The organism is Paenarthrobacter aromaticivorans, from assembly GCF_019038615.1.
Classification (GTDB): Bacteria; Actinomycetota; Actinomycetes; order Actinomycetales; family Micrococcaceae; genus Arthrobacter; species Arthrobacter aromaticivorans.
The window spans coordinates 1-13,346 of sequence record NZ_JAHOPC010000002.1; the positions used below are offsets into that span (position 1 = coordinate 1).

The following is a 13,346-nucleotide window of genomic DNA, read 5'->3' on the forward strand; positions in this document are numbered from 1 at the left end:
AAGGTTACGGCGGTCATAGCGTGGGGGAAACGCCCGGTCCCATTCCGAACCCGGAAGCTAAGACCCACAGCGCCGATGGTACTGCACCCGGGAGGGTGTGGGAGAGTAGGACACCGCCGGACAACAATTAACGGGAAGCCCCGACCACCACGGTCGGGGCTTCCCCACTTTAACCACCAGAAGATACAGCGCCAACAACGCTGTGAGACTGGCCACGGGACGCCCGTGGAGCTGCCCTGATGTTCGGCGCCTGAGGCGCTGTCGCCTAGAATTGCATAAGACATACGAGTCGGCAGCCCCGTGCTGCAGACGGCGTGACAACGAAATAAGGGTTATGAGCGACTACGCACGCGCCAGTGGTCGGCTCGCAACAGGAGGAATCCACCATGGCTGAGCACAACGGCGGCAATCGCGACGGCAACCGCGGAAACTTTGGCGGGAATCGCGGTGACCGCGGTTCTTTCCGCCCCAACAACAACTCCGGTGGAGATCCCCGCGGATTCCGTTCCAGGGGGAATCGCGACGGCAACGAGCAGGGTCGTTCCTTCAGCGGCGATCGTGAGCGTAAGCCCTTTGGTGACCGTGGTGACCGTCCGGCCCGTGATGGTGAGCGTCGTCCGTTCAGCAATGATCGTGGTGAGCGTAAGCCCTTCGGAGATCGTCCGCCCCGCGATGGTGAGCGTCGTCCCTTCGGTGGCGATCGTGATCGTAAGCCCTTTGGTGACCGTGGTGACCGTCCGGCCCGTGACGGTGAGCGTCGTCCGTTCAACAATGACCGTGGAGAGCGTAAGCCCTTCGGAGATCGTCCGGCCCGTGATGGTGAGCGTCGTCCCTTCGGTGGTGATCGTAAGCCCTTTGGTGACCGTGGTGACCGTCCGGCCCGTGACGGTGAGCGTCGTCCGTTCAACAATGACCGTGGTGAGCGTAAGCCCTTCGGTGACCGTCCGGCCCGTGATGGTGAGCGTCGTCCCTACAACAATGACCGTGGCGAGCGTAAGCCGTTCGGTGACCGTCCCGAGCGTGGAGGCGAGCGTCGTTCCTTCGGTGGCGATCGTGACCGTAAGCCCTTCGGCAGCCGCCCTGAGCGTGGCCCCCGGAACTTTGATGGCCCGCGTCGTGATGGTGATGAGCGTCGTCCCTACAACAGTGACCGTGGCGAGCGTAAGCCGTTCGGTGACCGTCCCGAGCGTGGGGGCGAGCGTCGTCCCTTCAACAGTGACCGCGCGAGCTCCTGGGGAGAGCGTCCGGCCCGGGTTCCCAACGCGAAGGACATTCGCAGCGCCAACCGTCCTGACCGCGAGCGTTCTCCCGAGATCGATGAGGATGTCACGGGTAAGGAACTTGACCGCGCCACCGGGCATCAGATCAAGACCCTCGAAGAGCAGAGCGCAGGCTGGGTTGCCAAGCACCTGGTCATGGCTGGTCGCTTGATCGACATCGAGCCCGAGTTGGCCTTCCAGCACGCCTTGGCTGCCAGCCGCAGGGGTGGCCGGCTCTCGGCTGTTCGGGAAGCTGTTGGTTTGACGGCGTACGCTGCCGGTCACTATGGCGAAGCGCTCCGCGAATTCCGTACGTACCGCCGCATCAGCGGGTCCAACGTTCACCTGCCCGTGATGGCGGACTGCGAGCGTGGCCTTGGCCGCCCGGACCGTGCACTGGACATGGTCCGCTCTCCCGAAGCGCAGGACCTGGATGCTCCGGGCAAGGTAGAACTGGCGATTGTGGCTTCGGGCGCCCGTGCGGACCTCAACCAGCTTGATGCTGCCGTTGCCGAACTTGAGATCCCGCAGCTGGACATTAACCGTGCGTTCTCCTACAGCCCCCGCCTGTTCCGTGCGTATGCGGAAGCATTGACGGCTGTGGGTCGCACTGAGGAAGCCGAAAAGTGGGCTCGTCAGGCAGTGGTTGCCGAGAATGCCTTGGGTGTTGGCGACTTCGCCGAGCCGGAAATTCTTGACCTCGGCTGGGACGAGCAGGAAGAAGCAGCAGCTGCGCGCAAGCCGCGTTTCGAGAAGCGCGGCGAGGATTCCGACGTCGTTAGGTCCGAAAGCGAATCGGTGATCGCTGAGGCTGCTGCCGCAGATGCCGAACACGACGTTGACATTGATGATGTCGAGTCGGATTACTTCGAGTCTGACGACGCCGAATCGGACATCGATTCAGCAGAAGAGGCTGACGAAGCCGAAGCAGAAGAAACAGAGGAAGAGCCGGACGAATCCGTTTCCCACGCGGAACCCGCCGAGGAACAGGGCACTGACTCCCAGCATGGCTGATTCACTCATTTCCTCCTTTGACGCTGTACTTTCCGATCTTGATGGTGTGGTTTATGCAGGTCCCCATGCCATTCCCGGGGCTGTGGAGTCGCTGCAGCGACTGGAGACAGTAGGCGTCGGGTTGGGTTACGTGACGAACAATGCCTCGCGTACTCCCGCCCAGGTTGCCGCACATTTGCGGGAACTTGGTGCGCCCGCGGAGGATCACCAGGTGGTCAGCTCGTCGCAGGCTGCGGGGGAGTTGCTTGCTTCCATGCTGCCTGCGGGGGCTCACGTGCTTATCACTGGCAGTGCGGCGTTGGCCCACGAGATCGAACTCGTGGGCCTCAAGCCCGTGCACAGTGCAGCGGAGTCGCCGGTGGCTGTTGTGCAGGGCTTCAACCCGGAGATCGGCTGGAAGGACCTCGCTGAGGCCTCCTATGTTGTTGCCGGTGGCGCCCAATGGTTCGCGACCAACACGGATATGTCCATCCCGCAGGCACGCGGTATGGCTCCTGGCAACGGTACTCTCGTCGCCGCAGTTGCGGCCGCAACGGGCAAGACGCCGTTGGTGGCCGGGAAACCCGAAGCACCGTTGTTCCACGCTGCTGCCAAGCGGCTGAACTCCGCTCGCCCTTTGGTGGTGGGGGACCGTTTGGACACGGACATCCTGGGCGGCAATCGGGCGGGTTTTGCGACGGCGGCGGTACTCACCGGCGTCGATACCGCGCTAACGATTCTGGCAGCACGGACGGAAGAGCGTCCCGATTACCTGTTGGCCGATCTGGGTGATCTTTACAATCCTTACCCGGAAATCGTCAGCGACGCCGGCACCTTCCGTTGCGGTGCAGCATCAGCAATTGCCGAGGACGGCAAGGTCACGCTCACGGGGCACAAGGATGACCTCGACGCGTGGCGGGCGGCGTGTGCCGCGTGGTGGGCTGCGGTCCCGGACACCGCTGTGGCCCAAGCGCCGGAGCTGGAATGGCGAACTCATTAGACTGGTGCGATGACTGAGCCCAACAATGTCACGGAAGCTGAGGCTGAACGGACCGCTGCGCACTGGCCGGAGGCTCTGGATTCCACCGGCGATGCCCCGGTGGACCGTGCCCTCAGCTTGCTGGAGGCCGTTCATGGCGCTCCGGTGGCCGATCATGCCGGGTTGTACGCAGCAATTCATGATTCCCTCCTGGAGGCTCTGGATGCCGAGCCTGGCCTGCCGCCCGCTGCCAACCGGGATACCACTGCCACCCGCCCGGAAGGCGAAAATTAGCGAATGGCAAGACTTGATCAGGAACTCGTCGCGCGTGGGCTGGCGAGGTCCCGGACGCATGCTGCCAAGCTCATTAGCGACGGCAAGGTGAGTTCAGGCGGGGTTGTCTTCGCCAAAGCGGCCCAGCAAGTGGACGCCGGTACAGACCTGGACGTCCAATCCCACCTTGAGGACATCTACGTGAGCCGCGCCGGGCACAAGCTGGCTGGCGCGCTGGCAGCGTTTCCCGTGGTCGCCGTATCCGGCCGCCGGTGCCTGGACGCCGGAGCCTCCACTGGCGGCTTCACTGATGTGCTGCTCCGGCAAGGAGCCGCGCAAGTAGTTGCGGTCGACGTCGGGCATGACCAGCTGGTGCCGCTCCTTCGTAATGATCCCCGGGTGGTGGTCCATGAGGGGCTTAACGTCAGGTACATGACGCCGGACCAGATCGGCGGCACCGTGGCCCTGACCGTTGCCGATCTGTCCTTCATTTCCCTGACGTTGGTTCTGGGCCCGCTTGCTGCCTGCACGGAACCTGGCGGAGACCTTGTCCTGATGGTCAAGCCGCAGTTTGAAGTCGGCAAGGAACGGCTAAGTCGCACGGGCGTCGTATCTTCCGAGAATGAACGACGCCGGGCGGTTGCCCAAGTGGCCCGCGCTGCAGTTGATGCCGGGCTGGAACTTCTTGGCCTGGCGGCAAGTCCACTCCCGGGCCAGGACGGAAATGTTGAGTACTTCCTGTGGATGAAGCGCAGGATGTCCGCTGTGTTGCCTAAGATCGAAGAGCGGGACGAGGACGTTGCTGCGTTGATACAGAACCTCTGGCCAAACGACTAGAAAGCAGAACCCGATGAGCAGGCATGTACTTGTCCTTGCCCACACAGGGCGGGAGGAATCGCTCCGGGCGGCGTGGGATGCCTGTACGCAGCTGCACTCGTCGGGCCTGGTGCCGGTCCTCCAGAAGTCAGAATTGGCAGATGTCGAGCGTTTCTTTGGTGCCGTTGATACCCCCATTGAGATCCTCCATGACGACGTGAGTTTGGAAGACGTGGAATTGGTGATGGTTCTGGGTGGCGATGGAACCATCCTGCGCGCGGCGGAACTGGTCCGGGAGGTGGACGTTCCCTTGCTGGGCGTCAACCTGGGCCACGTGGGCTTCCTTGCAGAGAGCGAACGTGCTGACCTGGCCCAAACGGTCGAGTGGATCGCGAGCCGCCAGTACACCGTTGAAGAGCGCATGACCATCGATGTCCAGGTGTGGATCAAGGGCCAGAAGATCTGGCATACCTGGGCGTTGAACGAGGCCGCTATCGAGAAAGCCAACCGGGAACGGATGCTTGAAGTCGTTACCGAGGTGGATGAACGCCCGCTGACGTCGTTCGGCTGTGATGGCGTGGTCCTTGCGACGCCAACGGGATCAACGGCGTACGCGTTTTCGTCTGGTGGGCCGGTGGTGTGGCCTGAAGTGGAAGCGCTCGTCATCGTGCCGATCAGCGCCCATGCCCTTTTTGCGAAACCTTTGGTGGTGTCTCCGCGATCGAAGCTGGCCGTGGAAATCATGAACCGGACCGATGCCTTAGGAGTCCTTTGGTGTGATGGCAGGCGTTCCGTCGACTTGCCTCCGGGAGCACGTGTCGAGGTGACCCGCTCAGCCACGCCTGTACGCCTGGCACGGACGCACAGGACTCCTTTCTCAGCACGGCTTGTGCGCAAGTTCCAGCTCCCCATCCACGGCTGGCGGGGTCCGGCTCCCCGGTCAGGGGAAGTCCACACCGGCCCCATCCCCGTGATCCGAACCCTTTCACCGGCTCCTTTGCCCACTCCCCGGGAGGCGGGCGGTCCCGCGGACACCAGCGGCCCCGGCAACGCTGAAACATCCCTGAACCCGGGGCACGGTGAGCCATCCGACCCCACGAATGCGAAGTGAAGCATGCTTGAAGAACTCCGAATCCGTGACCTCGGTGTCATTACTGATGCCGCCCTCCCGCTAGGTCCCGGCCTCAGCGTCGTTACCGGTGAAACCGGTGCTGGCAAGACCATGGTGGTGACCGCCGTCGGGCTTCTCCTGGGTGCCCGTTCGGATGCGGGCGCTGTCCGGAGCGGCGCTAAATCTGCCTCCGCGGAGGCGGTCCTGAAGCTTGATCCTGGCCACAGCGCGGTGGAGCGGGCCAAGGAGGCCGGCGGTGAGGCGGAGGAGTTCGACGGCGTCGCTGAACTCCTGCTGGCCCGCACCGTTGGTGCCGATGGCCGCAGCCGGGCTTACGTTGGGGGACGGGCGGCACCGGTGGGGGTTCTGGCCGAACTTGGCGAGAGCCTGGTAGTGGTGCATGGCCAGTCGGATCAGATCCGGCTGAAAAGCGCTACCGCACAGCGACACGCCCTGGATCGCTTCGCTGGTGCACCACTGGCCAAGTGCCTGGAGGAGTACCAGGGCCTGTACAACCACTGGAAGTCCATCCAGGCGGAGTTGGAGACCCTTCGCAGCGAAGCGCGGGAACGGCTTCGTGAGGCGGAGTCGCTGGACGCGGCGCTCAAAGAGATCGATGACGTGGATCCCCAGCCTGGTGAGGATGAGACCCTCAAAGCTGAAGCCGTGAAGCTTGCAAATGTTGAGGAACTCCGGCTGGCGGCCGCGGCTGCACATGAGTCGCTCATCGCGGAGGAATTCGGGGATGCCGGTGATGCCACATCGATGGTGGATGCCGCCAAGCGGACGCTGGAGCATGTTGCAGAACATGATGAGGCGTTGGGGGCCGCTGCCGCACGCCTTGCCGAAGTTGGCTTCCTGCTGAACGATATCGCCGCTGACTTGTCCAGCTACCAAGCCGCATTGGACACCGAAGGCCCGGAGCGGCTCTCTGAAATCGAGGCACGCCGCGCGGCCTTGGCCAAACTGATCCGCAAGTACGCCCCCAGCATCGATGAAGTGCTGGAGTGGGCGGCCACGGCCCGTGTGCGTTTGGACGAGCTGCAGGACGATTCAAGCCGCATCGAGTCCTTGGATGCCGAAGTAGCTTCGGCCGAAGCTACCCTGCGCAAGCAAGCCGCAGCGATCAGCAAGGCCCGGCTCAAGGCGGCCAAGGACCTCTCCGCCCGCGTGAGTGCGGAGTTGAAGGCATTGGCCATGGCGGATGCCACGTTGATCATCCAAATCGAGGACAGCGGATCGCTTGGCCCCTGGGGAACGGACGAGATCGCCTTCCTCCTTCAGCCACACTCCGGCGCTCCGGCGCGCCCACTGGGCAAGGGAGCCTCCGGCGGTGAACTCTCAAGGGTGATGCTTGCCATCGAGGTAGTCCTCGCTGCGGTGGATCCTGTGCCGACATTCGTCTTTGACGAGGTGGACGCCGGAGTCGGCGGACGGGCTGCCGTCGAGATCGGGCGCCGGCTGGCCATGTTGGCCCGCCACGTCCAGGTCCTCGTTGTGACGCACCTGCCACAGGTTGCTGCCTTCGCTGACCAGCACATCCGGGTTACCAAAACCTCAGTTCGGGGCGCCGACGGAAAAACGTCCACCGGATTCACCTCCAGCGATGTGCAACTGCTGGACGACGACGAGCGCGTGAAGGAGCTTGCCCGTATGTTGGCCGGGCAGGAAGACTCAGAATCTGCCCAGGCGCACGCGCAGGAATTGTTGGACGACGCGAAATTGCTTCCCCAGAAGGCCTAGGAATTTCAGGCCAGGCGGCTGGCGCCGGACTGCGACCACTATCACATCCGTGCACTTGGCCCCGCCCGGCTCTTGATTGCAGGCATGGTCTTGGGCAACCATTGACCATTTGGGGAATCCGGACGGACGCTTGGAAGGCGTAATTGATGATAAGCTCGAATTCCGTGGTGCAGCGATCAAATTCCCGTGTAAATTCCCGGTTCCCGGGCTCGTCCAAGACGACCAAACACATCTTCGTCACCGGTGGTGTGGCGTCCTCGCTCGGTAAGGGTCTGACGGCTTCCAGCCTCGGCCACCTGCTGCGGGCACGCGGTTTGTCTGTAACTATGCAGAAGCTCGATCCCTATTTGAACGTGGATCCGGGCACGATGAATCCCTTCCAGCACGGCGAAGTTTTCGTGACTGATGATGGCGCCGAAACTGACCTCGACATCGGACACTACGAGCGCTTCCTCGATGAAAACCTCGAAGGTTCGGCCAACGTCACAACGGGCCAGATCTACTCCACGGTCATCGCGAAGGAACGCCGTGGTGAGTACCTTGGAGACACCGTTCAGGTCATCCCGCACATCACGGATGAAATTAAGCGCCGCATGCGCCTTCCCGCCGAAGGCAAGAACCCGCCGGATGTCATCATCACCGAAATCGGTGGCACGGTTGGTGACATCGAATCGCAGCCCTTCCTTGAGTCGGCCCGCCAGGTGCGCCAGGACATCGGCCGGAACAATGTCTTCTTCCTCCACGTTTCCCTGGTTCCGTACATCGGTCCTTCCCAGGAACTGAAGACCAAGCCTACGCAGCACTCCGTGGCAGCCCTTCGTTCCATCGGTATCCAGCCCGAAGCCATCGTGATCCGTTCGGACCGCGAAGTGCCGGACGCCATGCGCGAGAAAATCGGCCGCATGTGCGATGTCGATATCGATGCCGTGGTCAACGCTGCTGACGCACCCAGCATCTATGACATCCCCAAGACGCTGCACTCCCAGGGCCTGGACTCCTACATCGTCCGTGCGCTGGACCTGCCGTTCAAGGACGTTGACTGGAGCAAGTGGGACAAGCTGCTCGAAGCTGTCCACAACCCCAAGCATGAGGTCGAAGTCGCCCTGGTTGGCAAGTACATCGATCTTCCGGATGCCTACCTTTCGGTGACCGAGGCCCTCCGCGCAGGTGGATTCGCGAATGAAGCCAAAGTCAAGATCCGCTGGGTTCCCTCTGACGAATGCGAAACCCTCGCTGGCGCCACCAAGTCCCTCGCCGGCGTCGACGCCATTTGCGTACCGGGCGGCTTCGGTATCCGTGGCCTTGAAGGCAAGCTGGGTGCACTGAAGTTCGCCCGTGAATCCAAGCTCCCGGTCTTGGGCCTGTGCCTGGGCCTGCAGTGCATGGTGATCGAATACGCGCGCAACGTGGTTGGCTTGGAAGGCGCCTCGTCCAGCGAGTTTGAGCCGGACTCCAAATACCCGGTCATCGCCACCATGGAAGAACAGTTGGACATTGTGGAAGGCAAGGGAGACCTCGGCGGCACCATGCGCCTGGGCCTCTACGAAGCCAAGCTCGACGAGGGCTCCGTTGTCGCAGAGACGTACGGTGCCACTTCAGTGAGCGAACGCCACCGCCACCGCTACGAGGTCAACAACAAGTACCGTGACCAAATCGCGGCAGAGGGCTTGGTCTTCTCGGGTACCTCTCCTGACGGCAAGCTGGTTGAGTACGTTGAACTTCCCCGCGAAGTGCACCCGTACTACGTTGCTACGCAGGCACACCCGGAGCTTAGCTCCCGCCCGACGCGTCCGCACCCGCTCTTCGCAGGCCTCGTGAAGGCAGCTTTGGAGCGTCGTGAAGGCAGCGTCGTGGGGACCAAGACCGGCGCCCGTGCAGTAGCTGCCAAGTAACAGGTAAAACGCAAGCACTAACGAAGGACGGCGCGATGCCCGGCATTTCTGAAACCCCCAGCACCTCAAGGCAGGTTTCGGATATGCCGAGCCCGCGCCGTCTTTTGTCCACCAGCAAGGTCTACGAAGGCCGTATCTGGGATGTGGTCAGCGACTCCTTCCAGCTCAGCGAGGACACGGACACCCTGGTCCGGGACTACATCGACCACCCGGGGGCGGTGGCCGTGCTGCCGATGAACGTTGACGGGGAAATCCTGCTCCTGAAGCAGTACAGGCACCCCGTTGGTATGGACCTCTGGGAAATCCCGGCTGGCTTGTTGGACGTTGAGGGCGAGGAGTTCGTGGCGGGCGCCGCCAGGGAGCTCGCCGAGGAAGCTGATCTTGTTGCGGCCACGTGGAATGTCCTGGTGGACTTCTTCAACTCTCCGGGATCGTCCAGCGAGGCTGTTCGGATTTATCTGGCTCGTGGATTGAGCGCTGTTCCCGAGGCTGACCTGCATGTCCGCACGGACGAAGAGTCAGAAATTGAGTTCCACTGGATTCCGCTCGACGATGCCGTGAAAGCCGTCCTTGAAGGCCGCCTGCACAATCCGTCCGCGGTCCTGGGAATCCTTGCGGCCGCCGCCGCGAAGGCCGATGGCTTTTCCAGCCTGCGGCCCGCTGACGCGCCGTGGCCCGCGCACCCGAGCCAGCGCTGAGAATGGCCGAGGCCGCCACCCGTACTGCCAACCGCATCGATCGCGGAGTTACGGACTACCTCCAGCACGTGGGGGTGGAACGCGGCTTGGCAGCCAACACCTTGGCTGCCTATCGTCGTGACCTTGCCCGATATTCGAACTTCCTGGCTGGCCAAGGCGTGGAACGGCCCGGAGACATCACTCGGCATCATGTGACTGCCTTCGCCCAGGCGTTGTCCGACGGCTCCGATGGCGCTGCGCCCCTCGGCGTCCGCTCCGCCGCCAGGACCATTGTGGCCGTTCGCGGACTCCATAAGTTTTGGGCCCTTGAAGGAACCACGACGTCGGATCCCGCCAGTGATGTCCACCCGCCGATGCCGGGCAAACGGCTTCCGAAAGCCATCAGCGTTGGTGAAGTAACGCGGATCCTAGAAGCTGCGGGTTCGGACTCGGCGACGGGGCTGAGGGACCGGGCGTTGCTTGAATTTCTCTACTCCACCGGTGCGCGCATCAGCGAGGCCGTAGGGCTGGACGTCGACGACGTATCCCTGGAGCACGCCGGCGGCGAACCTGCAATAGTCAGGCTCTTCGGCAAAGGTTCCAAGGAGCGGTTGGTTCCTTTGGGCTCTTACGGTGCACGCGCCGTCGGAGCCTATGTGGTCCGCGGAAGGCCGCTGCTGGCATCCAAGGGCAAGGGCACTCCCGCCTTGTTCCTGAACGCCCGTGGCGGCAGGATCAGCAGGCAAAGTGCCTGGACAATCCTCAAAGCTGCTGCAGAGAAGGCAAACATCACCAAGGATGTATCACCCCACACCTTGCGGCACTCTTTTGCCACGCATCTTCTGGAAGGCGGGGCGGACGTACGCGTAGTCCAGGAGCTGTTGGGGCACGCATCGGTTACCACCACCCAGGTCTACACTTTGGTCACCGCCGATACCTTGCGGGAAGTTTACGCTGCTGCCCATCCCCGGGCGCTCGGCTGACGTTGCCGCTATTCCAGTACGCTGAACGTCAGCTCCACGGCATCGACGAACAATGCCAGCAGTGACGTCCCCAAACCGGCCACGAGCAAAAGCCCTGGGTGGGCCAGCCCCACCACCACGCGCTTCAACCGCGGCTGTCCCTTAAGGAACTTTTTGGGTACCCGCGTCTTCAACGGTATTTGCCGCCAACCGCGTAGCCGGCGGAGGAACCAGGCGCACCGCACGATGAACGCCATCCACAGGACAGAGAGCACCAGGGGGACCGAGGCCAGCATGAGGTTGAAGCCGAGTGCGGTCACCTCCTTTTCGGAGTCGCCGATGACGGTTTGCACCGTGGTCGAGATGGAAGCACTCATCACCACGGAGGCAGCCCACACCATGAAGGCGACCACCAGGGCGAGGAAGCGGACGAAGAAATGGCCCAGGACAGTGGCGTCCACTGCCTTGAGGTGGCTGCGAGGGGTGGCGTGCAGCACGGCCAGCGTGGACAGCAGCGTTGGCAGGGCAGCTGCCAGGACCAGCAAATACCAAGTCCATCCAGCCAGATCCACCACCTCATCCAGGACAATGAGTCCGGCCCATACCACTGTCCAGGCCCAGCCGGCGTAGAGCGGATGCGCCACCACCCAGCGGGGCAGCCAGGCGTCGCGCTCCTGCCCGGCCCTGGTGTGTGATGGGGCCTCGGCCAAAGGAGCTGTTTCGACATCTTCGCCGGCCTGGGACTTCACCTCATGGTTGACGGCCTGTGCTTGTGCCTGTGTCCCGGCACGCGCTTCGCCCCCACCTTCGTTCATGGGCTCACTGTAGCAATTGGGCGGACTGTGGCAATGGCACCACTGGTACAGGTGATCGGGTTAAGGTAGGCAGCATGACAGCAGCCCATGTGACACTGTGCTTCCTCCTCCGTGACGGCGTGGACGGGGAACACGTACTCCTCGGTACCAAGAAGACCGGTTTTGGGCGTGGGAAAGTGGTGGGCGTGGGTGGGCATGTGGAGCCGGGGGAGACGGCACTGCAGGCCGTGTGCCGCGAGGTCATGGAGGAAATCAGCGTGGTGGTCGAAGCCGCAGACCTGATCCCCGCCGGCATCATCGATTTCGTGTTCCCTGCCAGGCCCGAATGGAACATGTACACCACCGTGTACCTGACGCGTGCTTGGGTGGGCGAACCGTCCGAGAGCGACGAGATTGCGCCTGAATGGTTCCCGGTGTCCAAGCTACCGGTGGAACGCATGTGGGCCGACGCCGAGCATTGGCTGCCCGCCATGATTTCGGGGCAGCGGATCGCAGTTCGAGTGGACTTGGCTGCCGATAACGAGAGCGTTGCCGAAGTTCACACCATTGATTGGGTCGGAACCGACTAGAAAACAGGCTTTCAAGCATACGACGGCGGGCCGGTCGCCTTTCGGTGACCGGCCCGCCGTCGTATGCTTCCACCGCTACCAAGTGCCAGGAAGCTACGGCACGTGCCGCTCTTCCGGTCCGTTGTATTCGCTGAGCGGTCGGATGAGGGAGTTCGAGGCGAACTGTTCCATGATGTGGGCGGTCCAGCCGGTGATCCGGCTGGCAACGAACAACGGGGTGAACGTTTGGGTGTCGAATCCCATGAGGTGGTACGTGGGTCCGGCGGGGTAGTCAAGGTTGGGTTTGATGGCCTTGGCTTCGTCCATGGCTTGTTCGAGTCCGTTGTAGAGTCCCAGGAGTTCGGGCCGTCCGTAGTGGGCGATCATCTTGTCCAAGGCCGCTTTCATGGTGGGCACGCGGGAGTCGCCGTGTTTGTAGACGCGGTGCCCGAAGCCCATGACTTTCTTTTTCTGTGCCAGGGCGTCTTCCATCCATGCCCGGGCCCGTACGGCGGCTTCTTCCATGGATTCTTCGCTGCGGATGCCGATCTCGTCGAAGGTGTGCATGACGGCTTCGTTGGCCCCGCCATGCAACGGGCCTTTGAGGGCGCCGATAGCTGCGGTCACGGCCGAGTGCAGGTCCGAGAGTGTGGAGGTGACCACGCGGGCTGTGAAGGTGGAGGCGTTGAAGGAGTGCTCCGCGTAGAGGATCATCGAGACGTTGAAGGCCTCCACAACCTCGTCCACTGGGTCTTCGCCGAATGTCATCCACAGGAAGTTGGCCGAGTAGTCCAGGTCCTCCCGGGGCTCAACAACGTCCTGGCCGCGACGGCGGCGCTGGTCGTAGGCGACCACGGCAGGCATCGCAGCCCAGAGATCGATAGCCTTCTTCATGTTGGCATCGGGGGATGAATCTTCGGCCAGCTCGTGCCGGGCTCCCAGCACGGAAGCAGCCGTTCGGCACACGTCCATGGGGTGCGAGGTGGTGGGCAGCGTGTCAATAACTGACTTGACCACCGGGTCCAGGGCACGCCCGGCGCGTTCGCGGGCAACAAATTCAGCCAGTTGGGCATCGTCGGGCAGTTCGCCGTTCCATAGCAGGTAGGCAACCTCTTCAAAGCTGCACTTCGCGGCCAGTTCCTGGACCGGGTATCCGCGGTATAGCAGCGAGTTGGTGTCCGGATTGACCTTCGAGACGGCGGTGTAGTCCACCACGACGCCGGCAAGGCCTTTTTTGATGTCTTCAGCAGCCATGCTGAACTCCTTCGTTCATAGTGC

Annotated in this window: 13 protein-coding genes and 1 rRNA gene; 11 read left to right on the forward strand and 3 right to left on the reverse strand. The window is 62.7% G+C overall.

Annotation, left to right across the window (positions count from 1 at the left end; translation table 11 throughout):
* The first annotated feature begins 5 nt into the window (after positions 1–5).
* A 5S ribosomal RNA gene (rrf, locus tag KSW38_RS03565) occupies positions 6–122 on the forward strand.
* Between the two features lie 210 nt (positions 123–332).
* Here rrf and KSW38_RS23325 read toward each other — a convergent pair.
* Complete coding sequence (locus KSW38_RS23325; RefSeq protein ID WP_254186068.1) at positions 333–1,409, reverse strand: hypothetical protein; 1,077 nt, start codon at positions 1,407–1,409, stop codon at positions 333–335.
* 6 nt (positions 1,410–1,415) lie between these two features.
* On the opposite strand from KSW38_RS23325, the gene KSW38_RS23330 reads away from it, so the two are divergent.
* The 9 genes from KSW38_RS23330 to xerD all read left to right on the forward strand — a co-directional run bounded on the left by KSW38_RS23330 (position 1,416) and on the right by xerD (position 10,726).
* Positions 1,416–2,273: a tetratricopeptide repeat protein gene (locus KSW38_RS23330; protein WP_223948590.1), complete on the forward strand. Its 858-nt coding sequence runs from the start codon at positions 1,416–1,418 to the stop codon at positions 2,271–2,273.
* A complete protein-coding gene (locus tag KSW38_RS03575; protein WP_216922870.1) occupies positions 2,266–3,252 on the forward strand; it encodes an HAD-IIA family hydrolase in 987 nt (328 codons plus the stop codon). Before KSW38_RS23330 ends, KSW38_RS03575 begins: the two co-directional genes overlap by 8 nt.
* A gap of 9 nt (positions 3,253–3,261) precedes the next feature.
* Positions 3,262–3,525, forward strand: a complete 264-nt coding sequence (locus tag KSW38_RS03580) for a hypothetical protein (protein WP_216922871.1) — start codon at positions 3,262–3,264, stop codon at positions 3,523–3,525.
* Between the two features lie 3 nt (positions 3,526–3,528).
* Entirely contained in the window at positions 3,529–4,341 is an 813-nt protein-coding gene (locus KSW38_RS03585; protein WP_216922872.1) for a TlyA family RNA methyltransferase, read from the forward strand.
* A 13-nt stretch (positions 4,342–4,354) separates the two neighbouring features.
* Positions 4,355–5,431: an NAD kinase gene (locus tag KSW38_RS03590; protein WP_216922873.1), complete on the forward strand. Its 1,077-nt coding sequence runs from the start codon at positions 4,355–4,357 to the stop codon at positions 5,429–5,431.
* Between the two features lie 3 nt (positions 5,432–5,434).
* A complete protein-coding gene (gene recN / locus KSW38_RS03595) occupies positions 5,435–7,174 on the forward strand; it encodes a DNA repair protein RecN (protein ID WP_216922876.1) in 1,740 nt (579 codons plus the stop codon).
* A 146-nt stretch (positions 7,175–7,320) separates the two neighbouring features.
* Entirely contained in the window at positions 7,321–9,066 is a 1,746-nt protein-coding gene (pyrG, locus tag KSW38_RS03600; protein WP_216922878.1) for a CTP synthase, read from the forward strand.
* Between the two features lie 35 nt (positions 9,067–9,101).
* Positions 9,102–9,764, forward strand: coding sequence for an NUDIX domain-containing protein (locus KSW38_RS03605; RefSeq protein WP_216922879.1), 663 nt, complete (start codon positions 9,102–9,104; stop codon positions 9,762–9,764).
* A gap of 2 nt (positions 9,765–9,766) precedes the next feature.
* Positions 9,767–10,726, forward strand: a complete 960-nt coding sequence (xerD, locus tag KSW38_RS03610) for a site-specific tyrosine recombinase XerD (protein ID WP_216923792.1) — start codon at positions 9,767–9,769, stop codon at positions 10,724–10,726.
* A gap of 8 nt (positions 10,727–10,734) precedes the next feature.
* Here xerD and KSW38_RS03615 read toward each other — a convergent pair whose 3' ends face one another.
* Complete coding sequence (locus tag KSW38_RS03615) at positions 10,735–11,520, reverse strand: hypothetical protein (RefSeq protein ID WP_254186069.1); 786 nt, start codon at positions 11,518–11,520, stop codon at positions 10,735–10,737.
* 74 nt (positions 11,521–11,594) lie between these two features.
* On the opposite strand from KSW38_RS03615, the gene KSW38_RS03620 reads away from it, so the two are divergent.
* A complete protein-coding gene (locus tag KSW38_RS03620; RefSeq protein ID WP_216922881.1) occupies positions 11,595–12,089 on the forward strand; it encodes an 8-oxo-dGTP diphosphatase in 495 nt (164 codons plus the stop codon).
* Between the two features lie 93 nt (positions 12,090–12,182).
* Here the strand turns inward: KSW38_RS03620 and KSW38_RS03625 are convergent, their stop codons facing one another.
* Positions 12,183–13,322, reverse strand: a complete 1,140-nt coding sequence (locus tag KSW38_RS03625; RefSeq protein WP_216922883.1) for a bifunctional 2-methylcitrate synthase/citrate synthase — start codon at positions 13,320–13,322, stop codon at positions 12,183–12,185.
* Between the last annotated feature and the right edge of the window lie 24 nt (positions 13,323–13,346).